This window comes from Sandarakinorhabdus sp. AAP62 (genome assembly GCF_000331225.1).
Taxonomy (GTDB): domain Bacteria; phylum Pseudomonadota; class Alphaproteobacteria; order Sphingomonadales; family Sphingomonadaceae; genus Sandarakinorhabdus.
The window spans coordinates 164968-182293 of record NZ_ANFY01000011.1 but is presented as its reverse complement, the minus strand read 5'-3'; the positions used below and the strand labels follow the sequence as shown (position 1 = coordinate 182293).

The 17326-nt window shown below is 66.1% G+C and carries 20 protein-coding genes; 10 read left to right on the top strand and 10 right to left on the bottom strand.

Annotation, left to right across the window (positions count from 1 at the left end; genetic code table 11):
* The first annotated feature begins 105 nt into the window (after positions 1-105).
* The 3 genes from D619_RS0112545 to D619_RS17405 all read left to right on the top strand — a co-directional run bounded on the left by D619_RS0112545 (position 106) and on the right by D619_RS17405 (position 2405).
* Entirely contained in the window at positions 106-306 is a 201-nt protein-coding gene (locus D619_RS0112545) for a hypothetical protein (RefSeq protein WP_020480482.1), read from the top strand.
* A 192-nt stretch (positions 307-498) separates the two neighbouring features.
* Entirely contained in the window at positions 499-1161 is a 663-nt protein-coding gene (locus D619_RS0112540) for an SOS response-associated peptidase family protein (protein WP_017668946.1), read from the top strand.
* A gap of 44 nt (positions 1162-1205) precedes the next feature.
* Positions 1206-2405 carry an endonuclease/exonuclease/phosphatase family protein gene (locus D619_RS17405; protein WP_017668945.1) on the top strand — a complete coding sequence of 400 codons (1200 nt, stop codon included), beginning with the start codon at positions 1206-1208 and terminating at the stop codon, positions 2403-2405.
* 262 nt (positions 2406-2667) lie between these two features.
* Here D619_RS17405 and D619_RS0112530 read toward each other — a convergent pair whose 3' ends face one another.
* From D619_RS0112530 to D619_RS0112490, 9 genes are all read right to left on the bottom strand, one after another.
* Complete coding sequence (locus tag D619_RS0112530; RefSeq protein WP_017668944.1) at positions 2668-4758, bottom strand: thioredoxin family protein; 2091 nt, start codon at positions 4756-4758, stop codon at positions 2668-2670.
* Between the two features lie 133 nt (positions 4759-4891).
* Positions 4892-5401: a 30S ribosomal protein S9 gene (rpsI, locus tag D619_RS0112525; RefSeq protein ID WP_017668943.1), complete on the bottom strand. Its 510-nt coding sequence runs from the start codon at positions 5399-5401 to the stop codon at positions 4892-4894.
* Positions 5402-5411: 10 nt separating this feature from the next.
* Complete coding sequence (gene rplM, locus D619_RS0112520) at positions 5412-5888, bottom strand: 50S ribosomal protein L13 (protein ID WP_017668942.1); 477 nt, start codon at positions 5886-5888, stop codon at positions 5412-5414.
* 138 nt (positions 5889-6026) lie between these two features.
* Positions 6027-6458 carry an NUDIX hydrolase gene (locus D619_RS0112515; protein ID WP_017668941.1) on the bottom strand — a complete coding sequence of 144 codons (432 nt, stop codon included), beginning with the start codon at positions 6456-6458 and terminating at the stop codon, positions 6027-6029.
* Positions 6455-6814, bottom strand: coding sequence for a DUF2237 domain-containing protein (locus tag D619_RS0112510; RefSeq protein WP_026091023.1), 360 nt, complete (start codon positions 6812-6814; stop codon positions 6455-6457). Before D619_RS0112510 ends, D619_RS0112515 begins: the two co-directional genes overlap by 4 nt.
* Entirely contained in the window at positions 6811-7848 is a 1038-nt protein-coding gene (locus tag D619_RS0112505; RefSeq protein WP_017668939.1) for a COX15/CtaA family protein, read from the bottom strand. Before D619_RS0112505 ends, D619_RS0112510 begins: the two co-directional genes overlap by 4 nt.
* A 52-nt stretch (positions 7849-7900) precedes the next feature.
* Positions 7901-9499, bottom strand: coding sequence for a M20/M25/M40 family metallo-hydrolase (locus tag D619_RS0112500; protein WP_017668938.1), 1599 nt, complete (start codon positions 9497-9499; stop codon positions 7901-7903).
* A 65-nt stretch (positions 9500-9564) separates the two neighbouring features.
* Complete coding sequence (locus D619_RS0112495; protein WP_017668937.1) at positions 9565-9780, bottom strand: helix-turn-helix transcriptional regulator; 216 nt, start codon at positions 9778-9780, stop codon at positions 9565-9567.
* 6 nt (positions 9781-9786) lie between these two features.
* A complete protein-coding gene (locus D619_RS0112490) occupies positions 9787-10173 on the bottom strand; it encodes a hypothetical protein (RefSeq protein WP_152417438.1) in 387 nt (128 codons plus the stop codon).
* A gap of 182 nt (positions 10174-10355) precedes the next feature.
* On the opposite strand from D619_RS0112490, the gene D619_RS0112480 reads away from it, so the two are divergent.
* From D619_RS0112480 to D619_RS0112455, 6 genes are all read left to right on the top strand, one after another.
* Complete coding sequence (locus D619_RS0112480; protein WP_017668935.1) at positions 10356-10724, top strand: MerC domain-containing protein; 369 nt, start codon at positions 10356-10358, stop codon at positions 10722-10724.
* A 56-nt stretch (positions 10725-10780) separates the two neighbouring features.
* On the top strand, positions 10781-11248 hold the full coding sequence (locus tag D619_RS0112475) for a transcriptional repressor (RefSeq protein ID WP_026091022.1): 468 nt from the start codon (positions 10781-10783) through the stop codon (positions 11246-11248).
* Between the two features lie 122 nt (positions 11249-11370).
* Positions 11371-13314, top strand: coding sequence for a 1-deoxy-D-xylulose-5-phosphate synthase (dxs, locus tag D619_RS0112470; RefSeq protein WP_017668933.1), 1944 nt, complete (start codon positions 11371-11373; stop codon positions 13312-13314).
* A complete protein-coding gene (locus D619_RS0112465) occupies positions 13311-14078 on the top strand; it encodes a hypothetical protein (RefSeq protein ID WP_017668932.1) in 768 nt (255 codons plus the stop codon). The genes dxs and D619_RS0112465 overlap by 4 nt, the downstream gene beginning before the upstream one ends.
* A gap of 44 nt (positions 14079-14122) precedes the next feature.
* Positions 14123-15316, top strand: coding sequence for a multidrug effflux MFS transporter (locus D619_RS0112460; RefSeq protein ID WP_026091021.1), 1194 nt, complete (start codon positions 14123-14125; stop codon positions 15314-15316).
* On the top strand, positions 15313-16203 hold the full coding sequence (locus D619_RS0112455) for an EamA family transporter (RefSeq protein ID WP_026091020.1): 891 nt from the start codon (positions 15313-15315) through the stop codon (positions 16201-16203). Before D619_RS0112460 ends, D619_RS0112455 begins: the two co-directional genes overlap by 4 nt.
* Here the strand turns inward: D619_RS0112455 and D619_RS0112450 are convergent.
* Positions 16179-16811 carry a glutathione S-transferase family protein gene (locus tag D619_RS0112450; RefSeq protein WP_017668930.1) on the bottom strand — a complete coding sequence of 211 codons (633 nt, stop codon included), beginning with the start codon at positions 16809-16811 and terminating at the stop codon, positions 16179-16181. The genes D619_RS0112455 and D619_RS0112450 overlap by 25 nt on opposite strands.
* A 47-nt stretch (positions 16812-16858) precedes the next feature.
* Between D619_RS0112450 and arfB the strand changes: the two genes are divergently transcribed.
* Positions 16859-17266, top strand: a complete 408-nt coding sequence (arfB, locus tag D619_RS0112445) for an alternative ribosome rescue aminoacyl-tRNA hydrolase ArfB (RefSeq protein WP_017668929.1) — start codon at positions 16859-16861, stop codon at positions 17264-17266.
* Positions 17267-17326 lie beyond the last annotated feature (60 nt).

The window sequence follows — 17326 nt, the reverse complement described above, 5'->3', positions numbered from 1 at the left end:
GTGAGCAAGGGTTGAGGTGTCGGCGTGGCGAGGGATTGGGCTTCGGGGCAGGGTGGTTCATTGGCTGCGGCGCGCCCGCGCTCGGATGCGCCACCAAAACCCGCTGTGAAACGGTCCGATCTGGTGTTTTCCGTGCGTCCGCGCTCGCCGCTGGATGCGCCCGTCACCAACAGCGGTGTGGCGCTTGGCCTGGGGCCGCCGCCGCCGCCGGGCAGTGACCGCATTGCCCGCCGCCTTGGCCTCGGGGTGATCGGCATACTGGCCACCTTCTTGTGGATGTGGAGCCTGGTGCCGCCCCCGCTCTGAGCCATCCACCTCGATTGGTGGCTGCCCCGCGCCCCTGCATGCGGCAGCCACCAAGGCCCTGAAGCCGGCGGACCGGAAGCCGCCCGCTTCAGGCGCTTGCACCCTGCGGCCCGGCGAATGTTTCCGCCGGGCCGCAGGGCCACTTGCCAATACCCGCCCGCCGCGCTTGATGGGCGCAGGAAAGGGCTGGCCATGTGCAATCTCTATGCGCTCACCAAGGGCCAGCAGGCCCTGCGCGATCTCGCCCGCGCGCTGGACCTGGGCGCGGTGCACGATCGGCTGGGCAATCTGCCAGTGCTGAGCGGCCTTTATCCCGATGCCGAAGCGCCGATCATCGGCCTGGCCCGCGGTGAAGCCCCCGGCCCCACGCTCAGCCTCGCCCGCTGGGGCATGCCCAGCCCGGCCTTTGCCCTGGAAGGCAAGACGGTGGATCGCGGCATCACCAATATCCGCAACACCGCCAGCCCGCACTGGCGCCGATGGCTGGCGCCACAATATCGCTGCCTGGTGCCGTTCACCTCGTTTGCGGAGCATGTGAAGACAGATACGGGCTTCCAGCCGTTGTGGTTCGCGCCCACCGATGACAGCCTCACCTGCTTCGCCGGCCTCGCCACCCGCTGGACCGGGGTGCGCAAAAGGGCCGAAGGCGAAGTGACCCTCACCGTCTTCGGCTTCCTCACCTGCGAGCCCAACGCCGATGTCGCCCCGCATCATCCCAAGGCGATGCCGGTGATCCTGACCACGCCCGATGATCAGCGGCGCTGGCTCACCGCCGATTGGGCCAAAGCCGCCGCCCTGCAACGCCCGCTGCCCGATGGCGCCCTGCGCATGCTGGGTTTTGCGGGGGAGGCCTGAACAGCCTCTTGCCACCCCACCCGCGAACGGCGCACAATTCGTCCATGGGTCGCACCAGCGGCAGCGCCAACCGGCCTGCCGTAACCGGGGATGTTGCGGCCATGGCGCAGTTCAAGATCAGCAGCTGGAACATCAAGCACATGCACGACGCGATCGCGCCGGGCGGCAAGGATGCGGCGCGGCTGCCCTTCATCCGCGAACAGATTGCGCAGATGGACCCGGACATCCTGTGCATCACCGAGGCGACGCCCGATCTGCCGCTGCTGCGGCAATGGGCGGCGACGCTGCACGTGCCCTATGTGGTGCCCACCATCCCCGGCACCGATGCGGCGCTGGCAGCGCTGCCGCACAATCCGCGCAAGGCGCTGTGCGGCCTGTATGGCTATCCAGATAATGTGCTGTCGGGCAGCCAGTGGATCTGGTTCCTGGTCAAGGCCGGGCACAATCTGGGCGCCGAACTGCAGGACCCGAAGATCTGGCGCCGCTTTGCCGCCAGCCAATATACCGATGCCGCCGATCAGGCGCGCAGCGACGGCAAATGGGGCCTGTTCTACTGGGCGGAGCGCAAGGCCGGCACGTGGGGCCACGTCCGCCAGCCGCAGGTGCTGGTGGCGACGATCGGTGGCGCGCGGGTGGAGCTCATCGGCGCGCACCTGCGCTCAAAGCTCAACCGCACCAACCCGAAAGACGTGTGGACCGACGACACAAGCAGCGAATTTGCCGATCCCTTCCTGCGGGAGGTGATGAACGACCGCATCAAGCTCGCCACCGAAGCCGAGAATATCCGCAAATATGTCGACGCCCGCTTCGCCCAGGATGCAGCACCGGCGGTGATGCTGATGGGCGATCTCAATGACGGGCCGGGCCGCGAGGTGTTCGAACGCAAGCATCTCTATTTCGATCTGATCGGCAATCTGCAGGGCAGCATCTTCGAGGCCGAACGCTTCCTCAATCACGCCCTGTTCGATTATGGCGCGCCCGCCAGCGGGACAGGGGCCGGGCTGCGCTGGAGCTACAAACTCTCCGGCAAGGACCCGGTGGACCCCACCCGCGATCCGCACCTGCTGCTCGATCACATCATGTTCACCCAGCGGCTGGTGGCGAAAGACCAGTTCCCGCGCATCCGCAGCGGCGCCGGCCTGGTGGAACACGCCATCCATGAACGCGTGAACGCCCTGCGGCCGAAGAAAGTGCCGGAAACCAGCGACCACCGGCCGGTGTCGGTTGTGCTGTCACTGGCCTGAGGAAAAAGAAGGGGCCTCCGGCGGGCAGGGGCTGAGCCCCTGCACCCACTTTCGTTTTCGGGCGGCCCTGCCTCACAATGCGCCCGTCATGCTGGCGCAGGCCAGCATCCACCTTGCCGTCATGCGAAGATATCATCGTCCACGCAGCGCCATGGATCTCGGCCTGCGCCAGCATGACGCTCACGCTTGGAAAAGGGCTGTCCAAAATCAAACGGGTGCAGGGACTGCGTCCCTGCCCGCCGGAGGCATTCTTCTGTTGGCCTTAAACCTTCAACGCCGTCAGCGCGTCCACCGTCAAAATCTGCGGCAGTTCCGTCTCGCCGCCGGCCGGGTCGTAATAGACATAGACCGGCACGCCGGCGCGCTTATGTTCGGCCAGCCAGGCCGAGATAGTGGGATCGTTACGGGTCCAGTCGCCTTCCATCACGGTGATGCCCTTGGCCTTGAAGGCCTCGGCGACGGCCGGATCGGCCATGGCGCCTTTCTCGTTGACCTTGCAGGTCAGGCACCAGTCGGCGGTCATGTAGAGGAACACCGGCTTGTTGGCGCTGCGCAATTCGGCGAGCGCGGCGGGGGTGAATTTCACCGCGTTCAGTTCGCTGGCGGCAGTGGTGGTGGCTTTCGCGGCGCCTTCGGGGGCAGCGGTGGGCACCAGCAGCACGGCGGCGACGATGGTGGCGAGGCTGGCAATGCCGGGGATGGCGAGGCTCTTGCCGCCATGCTGGCGGCTGCCCAGCCACCACAGGAACAGGCCAAACACCAGCGTACCGGCCAGGCCGAGCGCCATGCCGTTGACGCCGACCTGTTGCCCCAGCACCCAGGCCAGCGCCAGCGCGGTCAGGAACATCGGGACGGACAGGATGGCGCGCAGGCGGACCATCCACGCACCGGGCTTGGGCAGGCGGCGGCGCAGGGCGGGGCTGAAGCCGATCAACAGGAAGGGCAGGGCGAGGCCGAGGCCCAGCCCGGCGAAGACGGAGAGCGCCTGCACCGTGGGCAGCACCAGCGCCGCGCCCAGCGCGCCGGCCATGAACGGCCCGGTGCAGGGGGTGGCGACGAAGGCGGCGAGCGCGCCGGTGAAGAAGGCGCCCGACGCGCCGCCGGAACGGGCCTTGTCCTGCCCGAGGTTGCCGGTGGTCAGCGTGATCTCGAACAGGCCGGCGAGATTGAGCGCAATGCCGGTGACGAGCAGCAGCAGGAAAGCGATCACGCGCGGATCCTGCAACTGGAAGGCCCAGCCGACCTGTGAACCGGCGGCGCGCAGCGCCAGCACCAGGCCGCCCAGCGCGGTGACGACCAGCACGACGCCCGCCGTGTAGGCCAGCGCTTCGGCGCGGGCTTCGCGGGCATCGACATTGCCCTTGGCCAGCGCCAGCGCCTTCAGCGACAGGATCGGGAACACGCAGGGCATGACGTTGAGGATGAGGCCGCCCAGCACCGCGCCCAAGAGGATCAGGGGCAAGCCGGGGCCGTCGCCGCCACCCGCCGCATCATCGCTGACGCCGGTGGCGGCCAGCGCGGCACCGGGGCCAGGCACGCTGCCTTCCTTGGCGGTGATGGCAAAGCCCATCGGCGCCTCGCCTTCCATCTCGACGCGCAGCACGCCGGTCACCTCGCCTTCGGGGCCTGGGGTGCCGGCGTCCGTCTCGATGCGCAGGGCGTCGCCGGCGATGGTCACCTGCTGCGGCGTCACGTGGGTGATCACGGCATCGCCGGTGGAGAAGAACCAGGCCTTGCGCACCTTGTCGAGGCCCGCCATCGGCACGCTCAGCACGAAGCGGGTGCCGGCTTTCGCCCAGGTGGCGGTGGCGGCCAGCGGGCGCGGCAGCGCAGCGCGGCCTTCGGCGATCTGCGGCGCCATGGTGGCATCGTCGACCCCGTCACCCACCACCAGCGGCAGCGAGAGCGTGGCCTGTTCCGGCACGCATTGTTCGTGGCTGCACACCAGCCAATCGACCTGCACTTCAATCGGGAAGGCGCTGCCCGGCGCGACACCCGCGGGCACCGCCAGCTCGGTCAGGAGGATGTTCCGCTTTTCATAGACATGGTTCATCAGCCCCGACACGACCAGCGTGCCCGGCACCGGATATTGCAGTTCCGGTGGCGCACTCACACCGGCTGGCAGCCGCCATTCGGCCCGCGTCGGCGCGCCGGCATCGCCGGGGTTCAGCCAATAGGTGTGCCAGCCGGCCTTGGGCGTGAGCACGATGCCGAGCTGCAACGGCTTGCCAGGCGCGGGCGCGCTGCTCTGCGCGATCAGTTCGACCCGCGTGTGCGGCTGGTCACTGACCGGAGCCGCCAGGGCCGGCAGGGCCAGCAGGGCAAGGACGAAGGAGAGAAGGCTGCGAATCATGATCGGCCTTTTGACAGCCTGCGCGCCAGAGGGGAAGGCCAGCGCCGATTGGCCGCCCCCAAGCAAAAGTTGGTGTAACGAAAAACGCCGGGGCATCGCTGCCCCGGCGTTGATCTTGAACCGGCTCTCCGGATCAGCGCTTGCTGAACTGGAAGCTGCGGCGGGCCTTGGCCTTGCCGTACTTCTTGCGTTCGACAACGCGCGGGTCGCGGGTCAGGAATCCGGCCTGCTTCACCGGGGTGCGCAGCACGGGCTCATACTTGGTCAGCGCCTGGGCGATGCCGTGCTTCACGGCGCCGGCCTGGCCCGAAAGGCCACCACCAACCACGGTGCAGACCACGTCATACTGGTCACGGCGTTCGGCGACGTCGAACGGCTGGTTGATCACCAGGCGCAGCGACGGACGCGCGAAATACACGGTCTGATCGCGGCCATTGACCGTGATCTTGCCGGTGCCGGGCTTCAGCCACACGCGGGCGATGGCGTTCTTGCGCTTGCCGGTGGCATAGGCGCGGCCCTGCGCATCGATTTCCTGCTCCCGCAGCGGGGCGGGCGGGCCGCCGCCACCAGTGTGGGCGGTGTTGACGGGGCCTTCGGCATCCATGGTGCCGAGATCAGACAGGGACTGGCGATTGTCAGACATTTCTTATCCCTCAACCAGCAAGCGTGGTGTTTTTGCGGTTCATCGACTTGACGTCGAGCACTTCCGGCGACTGCGCGGCGTGCGGATGCTCGGCGCCGCCGAACACGCGCAGGTTGCGCATCTGATCGCGACCCAGCGGGCCGCGCGGCACCATGCGTTCCACGGCCTTGATCAGCACGCGTTCCGGATAGCGACCTTCCAGGATCTTGGCCGGGGTGGTTTCCTTGATGCCGCCGGGGTGACCGGTGTGGCGATAGTAAACCTTGTCGGTCGTCTTCTTGCCGGTGAAGCGCACCTTGTCGGCGTTGATGACAATCACGTTGTCACCGCAATCGACGTGCGGGGTGTAATTGGCCTTGTGCTTGCCGCGCAGGCGGTTGGCGATGATCGAAGCAAGACGGCCAACGACGAGGCCTTCGGCATCGATCAGCAGCCACTTCTTTTCGACTTCGGCCGGTTTGGCCGAGGCGGTGGTCCGGGTGAGCATGGCGTTGATTCCATTCTTCAAAATGCGAAACGGCCGAGGTTTTGGCCCCGGCGTCGATGCGGCGTATCGATGAAACACCCGCGCAGGTCAAGGAAAAACCGGGGTTTTTGGCATGTGGTATTATGATACCGCGCTCTTTTACGACGTCTCCAGCACCAGGCGCAGGCGCTGTTGCAGGGGCCCGATCGCGTCATGCGCAGCCAGAAAATCATCAACCCCAAGCAGTTGCGGGGAATGGCCTTCATTGCCGAAGCGGATCGACTCCACTTCGCGCCGGGTGATCGCGGCGGCGAGGAACCAGCCGATGCCGCCGACCGGATGCAGGGACGGAAAGGGGCGAGCCCACCAGAGCCGGGATTCGGGCAGGTGCAGGCCGAATTCCTCGTGCAATTCCCTGAGCACGCAGGCGCCAGGGCTTTCATTGCCTTCCCGCCCGCCGCCGGGCAGGTCGATCAGGCCGGGCCAGGGGATGCCGGGCTTCATGTCGCGGCGGTAGGTGAGGATGTGGCCGTCAACCAGCGCCGCCAGTTTGGCCCCGGCGAAATCGGCGCCGTCCCACGGGGTGATCACACTCTATATGCCTGCAAATGCCCGAGCATGGTCACCTCCAGAGTCTTGGTGTGTGTCGCTTCCAGCACCACTTCCGGTGCAAAGCCGGCGACACGCGCTTCCTCCCAGCGGCCAGCGCACAGGCACCAGCGGTCGCCTGGATTGAGGCCGGGAAAGCCAAACTCCGGCCGTGGCGTGGACAGATCATTGCCCACGGATTTGCTGAAGGCGAGGAACTCCTCGGTCATCACGGCGCACACCGTGTGCAGGCCGGTATCGGCCGCATCAGTGTTGCAGCAGCCGTCGCGATACCAGCCGGTGAGCGGCTCCATCGAGCAGGGGACCAATGGGCCGCCCAGAACATTCCTTGCGGTCATGCCTTGCGTCTCTGGCTCCAGTGCGCGGCCCACACGGTGGCAGCGACCAGCAGGGCCGCCACGCCCTGATGGGCAACGCCCAGCGGGATCGGCACATGATTGATGATGACCAGCACGCCGAGCAGGAATTGCAGCAGCACCAGGCAGCCCAAGGCCAGCGCGCGCATGCCGGCGCCAGCGCGCCACAGCCGCCAGGCAGCGATCAGAACGGCCGTCGCAACCACATAGGCGAGGCTGCGGTGCAGGAACTGCACGCTCACCGGATCGGCGATGGCATCGCGGGCGCTGCCCAATATGCCGGGCGGCACCATCGCGCCGAGCATAAGCGGCCAGCTGTCACTGGCATGGCCGGCGCGCAGGCCCGCGGTGAAGGCGCCCCAGACGATCTGCACCGACAGCAGCAGCGTCACCGGCCAGACCCAGGTGCGTGGGCGGTCGTGTCTGGCCCTGTCGCCGTCGATCAGATCGAGCGCGGTCCAGATGCAGCCGGCCATGATGATCAGCGCGTTGCTCAAATGCACGGCGAGTCGTTCGGGTGCCACTTCGGTGCGGTCAACCAGGCCAGAGGCAACCATCCACCAGCCGATGGCGCCCTGCAGCCCACCCAGCGCAAACAGCGCCAGCAACCGCGGCTTGTAGCCGGCCGGGATCTGCCGGCGAAGCCAGAACCACGCCAGCGGCAGCGCAAAGGCCAGCCCGATCAGGCGGCCCAACAGCCGGTGCACATATTCCCAGAAGAAAATGCCCTTGAAGGCGGCGAGGCTCATGCCGGTGTTCATCAGCTTGTATTGGCTGGACTGGCGATAGAGATCGAACTGGCGCTGCCATTCGGCATCGGCGAGCGGCGGCAGCGTGCCGGAAACCACATCCCAGCGCGTGATCGACAGGCCACTTTCGGTCAGCCGCGTGATGCCGCCGACCACCACCATCACGAACACCAGCGCCGCCACGCCCAACAGCCACACGGCGATGGCGTGCGGTCGCGCAGCGGCCTGGCTGTCGACTGTGCCGGGGGAAGCAACGAGGGTGGTCATGGCGCCTCCCTAATCCTTCCCATGCGGCTGGCCAAGCCTGCGCGCTGTCGCATCAATCCTTCTTGTCCGGATCCTCATAACGGAAGGGATCGGTCATTTTCGGCTTGGTCGGCAAGGGCTTGGCGGGCAGCGGCTTGTCGGCATTGGCGGCTTCCCACAATAGCGACGCCAGGATCACGCTGGCCTGGCGCAGGTCAGCCGGGCGCAGGTGATCGAAGGTGTCGACACTGCTGTGGTGCACGGTGGTTTCATAATCCAGCGGGTCCTGGATGAACTGGAAGGCCGGCAGACCCATCGCGGCCATGAATTCATGATCGGTGCCGCCGGTCGGGCTGGCAACCACGGTGCTGGCCCCCATGCTGGCAAAGGGTGACAGCCACTCCTGCAGGATCGGCACGGCGGCGAAATTGCCTTCAGCGTGGATGCCGCGCAGCTTGCCGCCGCCGTTGTCCATGTTGAAATAGGCTGCCATCAGGTTGTAATCGGCTTTCTTTTCAATCGGATACTGGTTCATCCGGAAGTCATAGGAAAGCCGGGCCTTCACCGGATCCGGGTTGGCCGGCCGGCTGGCAAGGTGACGCTCGATATAGTTGGACGAGCCATAAAGCCCCTGTTCCTCGCCCGACCACAGCGCAAAGCGGATGGTGCGCTTGGGCTTCACCTTCAGGGCGGCGAGGATGCGGGCGGCTTCCATCACCACGGCGGAACCGGCGCCATTGTCTGCCGCGCCATCGGCCGCCACCCAGCTGTCGAGATGGGCGCCGGCCATCACGTAACCGGCCTTGGCGTCGCTGCCGGGGATATCAGCCAACACATTGTAACCATTGGTATCGCTGTCGTCGAACTTCACCTGCGAATCGATTGTCAGCACGACTTCGCCCTGCTTGGCCAGCCGTGCCAGCCGGCGATAATCCTCGGCCGTCAGCTCAAGGCCGGGCAGCTTGGGCGTGTCACGGTGCTGATAGCCTTCACCGTGCAGCAGGCCATTGTCGCGGTAGCTCATGCGCACCCAGCCCACGGCGCCTTCCCTGGCGAGGAATTCATCGAGCTGCTTGCCGAACTGCAGATATTTGAACCAGCCTTCGCCATCATCCGGAGCGGTCACCGGCTGCTGATATTCGTCCAGCTCGCCGATCGCCTTGTCGTCCAGTCGCTTGAAGGCCGGCTTGGTGGCGTCGGCTGGCGGGCGCGGGAGGCTGACGGCCACGATCTTGCTCTTCAGCTTGCCGGCCCATTCGGCAAAATGGCCGGGCTTGCTCATCGGGGCCACTACCACCGGCGCGGTGATGCCGCCGGCCGGCGTGGCCGGTGTCCAGGCCACGGGCAAGGTGCGCATGCGCATCAGGCGGGGCGATTGCATCACCACACTGGCCCGCTCGACCGACCAGCCGCGGCCGAAATCAAAGCTTTCGGTGCGCACATTGCTGAGGCCCCAGGCCTTGAACCTGTCCTGCGTCCAACGTTCGGCGACCCGCATGCCGGGGGAGTTTGTCAGCCGTGGGCCGATGCGGTCGCTCAGCCAGGCCGCCGTCTCCACCACTTCGCCGCGGTTCATGGCTTCATCGGTGATGCGGGCCACCATGGCCAGATCGGGGGAAGCGAGTGCCGGGCTGGCGGCAGAAAGCAGGAACAGGGCGGCAAGGGTGCGCATCGGTCAAGGTCTCCAGCGAGAATTGGACCCTAGGTGGACGGTGACGGCAAGGCAATGCCGGGCCCTCAACCGTGCCAGCTGAACACATCCTCCACGCCGACCTGAAAGAAGCGGGCAATGCGAAAGGCGCTTTCCAGGCTGGGCGAATATTTTCCCTGTTCGATGGCGATGATGGTGTGGCGAGTGACACCGATGGCATCACCAAGCGCGGCCTGGCTGATATTGCCCTGGGCCTCGCGCAGCTCGCGCACACGGTTGCTGATCGGGGGGGGCGGCGGCATGGCCGGTCAGAAACCGCGCCGCAACAGCCAGGCAGTGCCCCAGTGCACCACGGTCTGGCTGGCCAGCAGGCCGGCAAACAGCGAGTGGAACAGCATCATCCCGTCGCGGTGGGCCATGAACCACAGCAACGCGCCGGCGATCACCGCTGTCAGCACATGGCCCGCCCAGGCGACAGCACGCGCCGATGCCGCATTTTCCCGCTCATCGGGTGCCGCGCCGGCTTCGCCGCGGTTGGCAATGGCCAGCAGGACCTGCACCACGATGCTGCCGGTTATGGTGAGGAACAGATAGGCCACCAGATCCCCCATCGGCAGCGAATGGCCGGGCAGCCAGGCGGAAACGCCCAGCCGGCCAAAATACCAGACCGCCATGGCGACCATGAGGGTTCCCATTGCCCAGGCGGATTTCTCCCGTACCGACATGCTTGACCAGGCGATTGTCATCATCGACTCCCTATGTTGAAAATCTTTTACATTGGTGCCTGATTCGGCTGGTCATGTAAAGAATTTTCGACACCTTGCATTCCGGCATGAATCGGCTTGCGGACAGGATGTGATAATGTTACATCGCAACCATGTCGGAACCTCCCGCCAGCCTGCTTGATCGAATCGCCATCGGTCTGTCCGGCCTGTGCCTGCTGCATTGCATGGCCGGGTTCGTCCTGCTCAGCCTGTTCGCCCTCTCCGGTGACTGGCTTGATCACCGTGTCCATGTGGTGGGTCTGGTGATGGCCATGCCGCTGGCGGCGGTGGCCTTGTGGCGCGGCTGGCGTCGGCATGGGCGCTTGCCAATCGGTCTGCTTGGTGCGGCCGGGTTGGTGGTAATGGCGGCATCCTTGCTGGTGGTGCATGGCGACGTGTCCGAAATGCTGGCGTCGATGGTGGGCGTGTCGCTGCTGGCGTTCGCGCACTGGCAGAACATGAAGGCGCTGCGCACCGCCTGAACGCTGCCCTTGCTCAGGCGCTTGCACCGTCGCGCACAAAGTTCAATATGATCGCCATGGCTCACACCGCTCATGTTCACGGCCAGCATTACAGCCGGGCAGATCTTGCTGCCGCCGCAAGAAACCGCCTTGTCAGCGTTGGCGAACAATGGACGCCGCTGCGCTCCACGGTGTTTCAGGCGCTGGCCGATTTCGACCGGCCGGTCTCGGCCTATGATGTGACCGACGCCGTGTCGGCCGCGTCGGGCCGGCGCATCGCCGCCAACAGCGTTTACCGTATTCTCGATCTGTTTGTGGCCAACAACGTGGCCAGCCGCGTGGAGAGCGCCAACGCCTTCATCGCCAATGCCCACCCCGATTGCCCACATGATTGCATCTTCCTGGTTTGCGATCGTTGTGGCCGGGCGACTCACGTCGATGATGATCGCATTACCGGTGATGTGCGCAGCGCCGCGATGGCAGCGGGCTTCACCCCGGTGCGCCCGGTGATCGAAGTGCGCGGCATCTGCGCCAACTGTGCGTGAAATCAGGCACATGCCGTGCTGCGGCAACGAATCTGTCATCCGGGGCAGACAGTCCGGGTGACAGGCCCTGCCATAATCGCTAAGGGCAATCCCTTAAGATTCAGCCACTGCGAGCCGTTCATATGACGCTTGAAACCCCGCTTCTCGACCAGGTCAACATCCCGGCGGATCTGCGCCGGCTGGAACCTGGGCAGTTGCGGCAGCTGGCAGATGAATTGCGTCAGGAGATGATCCACGCCGTTTCGGTGACGGGTGGCCATCTTGGTGCCGGCCTTGGCGTGGTCGAGCTGACTGTCGCGCTCCACTATGTGTTCAACACGCCGGACGACAAGCTGGTGTGGGACGTGGGCCACCAGGCCTATCCGCACAAGATCATCACCGGCCGCCGCAGCCGGATCCGTACCCTGCGCCAGGGTGGCGGCCTGAGCGGCTTCACCAAGCGCAGCGAGAGCGAATATGATCCGTTCGGCGCTGCGCACAGCAGCACCTCGATCTCGGCGGCGCTGGGTTTTGCCGTCGCCAACAAGATGATGAACAAGCCGGGCAAGGGCATCGCGGTGATCGGCGATGGCGCCATGTCGGCCGGCATGGCCTATGAGGCGATGAACAATGCCCGCGAGGCCGGCAACCGGCTCGTGGTCATCCTGAACGACAACGATATGTCGATCGCGCCGCCGGTGGGGGCGCTGTCGTCGTATCTGTCGCGCCTGTTGTCCGGCCGCAAGTTCCTGGAACTGCGTGAATATCTGAAGCAGGTTTCCGGCAAGGTGCTGCCGCCGCCGTTGCAGAAGGCGGCCGCGCGCATCGATGAATATGCCCGCGGTTTCGCCCAGGGGGGTGGCACGCTGTTCGAGGAACTGGGCTTCTATTATGTCGGCCCGATCGATGGCCATAATCTCGATCATCTGCTGCCGGTGCTCGAGAATGTCCGCGATGCCGCCGAAGGCCCGATGCTGATCCATGTCGTCACGCAGAAGGGCAAGGGCTATGCCCCGGCCGAAGCTTCGGCTGACAAATATCATGGCGTGGTGAAGTTCGACGTGGTGTCGGGCACCCAGCACAAGCCGCAGCCCAAGGCACCGGCCTATCAGAACGTCTTTGGCGACATGCTGATCGAAGAAGCCAGGCGCGATCCCAACATCGTCGCCATCACCGCCGCCATGCCGTCGGGCACGGGCGTGGACCGTTTTGCCAAGGCCTTCCCGGAACGCAGCTTCGATGTCGGCATCGCCGAACAGCACGCCGTCACCTTCGCTGCTGGCCTCGCCGCGCAGGGCATGCGGCCGTTCTGCGCCATCTATTCCACCTTCCTGCAGCGCGCTTATGACCAGGTGGTGCACGATGTGGCGCTGCAGAATCTCCCCGTGCGCTTTGCCATTGATCGTGCTGGGCTTGTCGGTGCCGATGGCGCCACCCATGCCGGCTCTTTCGATGTCACCTACCTTGCCACCCTGCCCAACATGGTGGTGATGGCCGCGGCCGACGAGGCCGAACTGGCCGACATGGTGCACACCGCCGCCCTGTATGACGACGGCCCGATTGCGCTGCGTTATCCGCGTGGTGAGGGCACCGGCGTCGCCATTCCGGAAAGCCGCACCCGCCTTGAAATCGGCAAGGGCCGCATCGTGCGGCAGGGCAGCAAGGTTGCCATCCTGTCGCTCGGCACCCGCCTCGCCGAAGCGCTGGCCGCCGCCGACACCCTCGACGCCAAGGGCCTTTCCACCACGGTCGCCGACATGCGCTTTGCCAAGCCGCTCGACATGGCGCTGATCCGCAAGCTGGCCGCCACCCACGAGGTGCTGATCACCATCGAGGAAGGCGCCATCGGCGGCTTTGGCAGCCATGTGCTGACCCTGGCCAGTGACGAAGGCCTGACCGATGCAGGCCTGAAGGTGCGCACGCTGCGCCTGCCCGATCTCTACCAGGATCATGATAATCCGGCCAAGCAATATGCCGAAGCCGGGCTGGATGCCGCCGCCATCGTGCGCAGCGTACTCGACGCGCTGCGCCACAATAGCGTCAACGCTGTCGACGCCAATGATCTTGGAGGCACCGCGCGGGCGTGATCCGCGCTGCGGCCCTGGCTCTGCTGCTGGCCACTCCGGCGGCCGGGCAGGTGGGCCGCACCTGGCACTACAGCCGCAGCAACGGCGATGGCAGCCTGGCCGAAGCGGTGCATGTGCACGTGCCAGCCGCCGGCCAGTTGGCGGTGATGAAGGCGCAAGCGCGCTGCACGCAGGCGGCGCTGGTCACGGCGCGGATCGATCCCGCCACCGGGCAGGCCAGCGAACTGGTGGGTGGGCAGCTGCGCCGCGATGGCGGGCAACAGGCCTTTGCGTGGTTCCGTGAGGATGGCAGCGGCCAGCTCACGGCCCGTGCCGCCTTGCCCGAGGGCGAATTGAAACTGGTCACGCCCGTCGGCACGCGGCCCTGGCATCTTTATGATTTCGATTTCGCCAGCCTCACCCTGTGGCTCGCCAACCGACCCGACCGGCGCGCGGATTTCCGCATCGGCCTGCCGCTGCTGCTGATTGGGCCGCAAGGGCCAACGCTGACCGACCTCGGCGCGCTCGACGGTCGCTTCTTGGCGGAAACGCACTGGATGGGAAAGCCGGCGCTGGTGTTTCAGCTGCATGGCCCGGCGCTGGGCGGCAAGTCCGGCTCATTGGTGATGGATGCCATTGCCGGCCACATCCTCGAAGCGCGCCTGCCCATCCCCAATCATGATGGCTACCGCGATTTCCGGCTGCGGCTGACCGGCATCAGCGACGGGGCCGCCGCCTGGGCCGAAGCGCGTGCGGCGCACTGGCGCGGCTGCAGGGGCGGTTGAACTTCCCCTCGACCGCCGCGCGTTGAGCCCCTACACGCTGCGCCGTGCACGCCCCGTCTGCCTCCCGTCAGCCCAGCCTGGGCGAGATCCTGTTGCTGGGGTCACTCACCGGCTTTGGTGCGGTCACCATCGATCTTTATCTGCCCACGCTGCCGGCGATTGCGCGCGATTATGGCACGTCGGCGGCCGCGGTGCAGCTCACCCTGTCAACCTTCTTCGTCGGCATGGCGATTGGCCAGCTGTTCTTTGGGCCGCTCAGTGACCGGATCGGCCGGCGGCCGACGGTTCTGATTGGCTGCGCGGTCTATGTCGTGGCCAGCCTGTTCTGTGCGTTGGCGCCCAATATCGAAGCGCTGGTCGCAGGGCGCTTCTTCCAGGCGCTGGGCTGCTGTGCTGCCATGGTCACCTGCCGTGCCATTGTGCGCGATCGTTATGACCACCGCGATTCTGCCCGCATTTTCAGCCTGTTGATGCTGGTGCTGGCGATTGCGCCGCTGCTGGCGCCCACCATTGGCGGCTGGATCGCCATGGCGGCAGGCTGGCACGCGGTGTTTTATGCCTTTGTCGCGGTCGGCGTTGCCGTGGCCGGTGCCGTCGCCTGGCGGCTGGAGGAAAGCCGCTCTGCCGCCACCGCCCAGGCGGCGCGCGGGAATGATGTACTGAGCACCTATGCCCGTCTGCTCGGCCATCGCCGGCTGATCGGCTATCTGCTGGTGGGTGCGGCCAATGGGGCGACACTGTTCAGCTATATCGCGGCATCGCCGGATCTGGTGGTCAATGTCTGGGGATTTTCCGAAGGCCAGTTCGGGCTGGTGTTCGCCGCCATCGCGGTGGGCATCGTGGGTTCGAGCCAGATCAACCGCGCCTTGCTGAGGCACCGATCGCCCGACGCGATTCTGGCCTGGGCCACCCTTGGTGCCGCCATGGCCGGGCTGGCGCTGTGGCTGGCGACGCAGGCCGATGCGCCGCTGTTGATCTTCATGCCGATCCTGTTTGTGGCGCTGTCATCCAACGGCCTGATCGCGGCCAACGCTTCGGCCGGGGCGCTGAATGTCGATCCGCTGCGCGCCGGGGCGATTTCCGGGCTGATGGGCGGCGTGAATTTCGGTGTCGGCGCGCTGGCTTCTGCGCTGGCGGCGGCGTTGCACGATGGCACGGCGCGGCCCTTGGCGCTGAACGTGGCGGTGGCGCTGCTGGTGGCCGCCACGGCCTTTCACCTGCTCGCCAAACCGCGATGAACGCCGCGGCATTGACACCCCGCGCCCTGTTGCTGGCGCTGGCCGTGGTAACGGTGTGGGGCAGCAACTTTGCCGTGATCGGTGCCACCCTGCAGAGCTTGCCGCCGCTGCTGTTTGCGGCGCTGCGCTTTACCGTCGTGGTGTTCCCGCTGATCTTCTTCGTGCGCCGTCCGGCCGTGTCGTGGCGCATCCTGGCCTTCTATGGGCTGGCCATCGGTGTCGGCCAGTTCGGCCTCTTGTTCATTGCCATCAACGGCCATATCGCCGCCGGCCTCGCCAGCCTGCTGATGCAGAGCCAGGTGGTGTTCACCATCGGCATGGCGATGGTGGGCGGCAACGAGCGATTGAAGCCCCTGCAATATGCCGCGCTGGCGCTGGCCCTGGGCGGCGTCGCGGTGATCGCCGGCCAGACGGGAGGCGAAGTGACCGCCACCGGCATCGCCCTCGTGCTGGGCGCATCCTTTGGCTGGTCGCTCGGCAACATGGCCCAGCGCGCCGCCGGCAAGGTGGACATGCTCGGCTTCATCACCTGGTCGTCATTGTTCGCCGTGCCGCCGCTCGCCGGCCTGGCGCTGTGGTTCGAGGGCTGGCCGGCGATTGAAACGGCGCTGCGTTCCACCACGCCGGCGATCTGGCTGGCGGTGGCGTGGCAGGCGGTGGGCAACACATTGTTCGGCTATGGCGCCTGGGGCTGGCTGCTCGCCCGCTACCCGGCAACCAGCGTCGCGCCCACGTCGCTGCTGGTCCCGGTGTTCGGCATGGCCTCCACGGCGATCTGGCTGGGTGAAGCCCTGCCGCCGTGGAAACTGCTGGCCGCCGCGCTGATCATCAGCGGCCTGGCATTCAATCTGCTGGCCTCGCGTCAGGCCGGAATGCGGAAATTGTAAGGCTCGGTCTGCTCGGCGGCCTTGATCCACGCCGGGCGTGCCTGCAGGCGCCTGGCATAGGCCGCGACATTGGGGAAATGGGCCCCCAGCCCCTGCATGGTGGCGATTTCGGCGATGAAGCTCATCATGATGTCCGCGCCGGAAAGCGCGTTGTTCACCAGCCAGTCGTTATCCCCCAGGCACTGGCTGAAATAGGCCACATGCGCACCAATCTGTTCCTGGATGCGCGGCGCCAGCGGTGCTGCGGCCTCGCCCAGGCGGGCGGTGTAGAGTGCGAGCAGGAAGGGCGTCATCGCCGAACCTTCGGCGAAATGCAGCCACATCAGATAATCCTCGTGCGCATCGGTTCCCGGCGCCGGCATCAGGCGGCCGCCACCGTGCTTGCGGATGATCCAGTCGGTGATGGCGCCGCTTTCAAAGATGATCTTGCCATCCGCCTCGATCACCGGGCTCTTGCCGAGCGGGTGCACGGCCTTCAGATCCGGTGGGGCGAGATTGGTCACGGCATCGCGGCTGTAATGCTTGATTTCATAGGGCGTGCCCAGTTCCTCCAGCAGCCACAGGATACGCTGCGAGCGGCTGTTGTTGAGATGATGAACGATGATCATTTTGTTCCCCCAATTGTTCGCATGATGCTGATTCGGTATGGCACATCATGGCCATTTCCATTCCCGAAGACGAACTGATTGAATCGTTTGTCCGCTCCAGCGGGCCGGGCGGCCAGAACGTCAACAAGGTCTCCTCGGCGGTGCAGTTGCGGTTCGACGTGGTGGCATCGCCCAGCCTGCCCGACGAGGTGAAGGAACGGCTGCTGAAGCTGGCCGGCCGGCGTGCCACGGGCGACGGCGTCATCATCATCAGCGCCAACCGCTTCCGCGATCAGGTGCAGAACCGGGCCGATGCGCGGGCGCGGCTGGCCGAACTTGTGGCGCAGGCCTGTATCCGGCCGATCAAGCGCCGGGCAACGCGGCCGACCCTGGGATCAAGGCAGCGCCGGCTGGATGCCAAGACCAGCCGGTCTGGCGTCAAGGCAGGCCGAGGCCGGGTTCGCACGGACGAGTGAGTTATGTGGTCAATACGGACTCGAAATTCTGCCACAGGCACATTATCTCTGATGAAGACC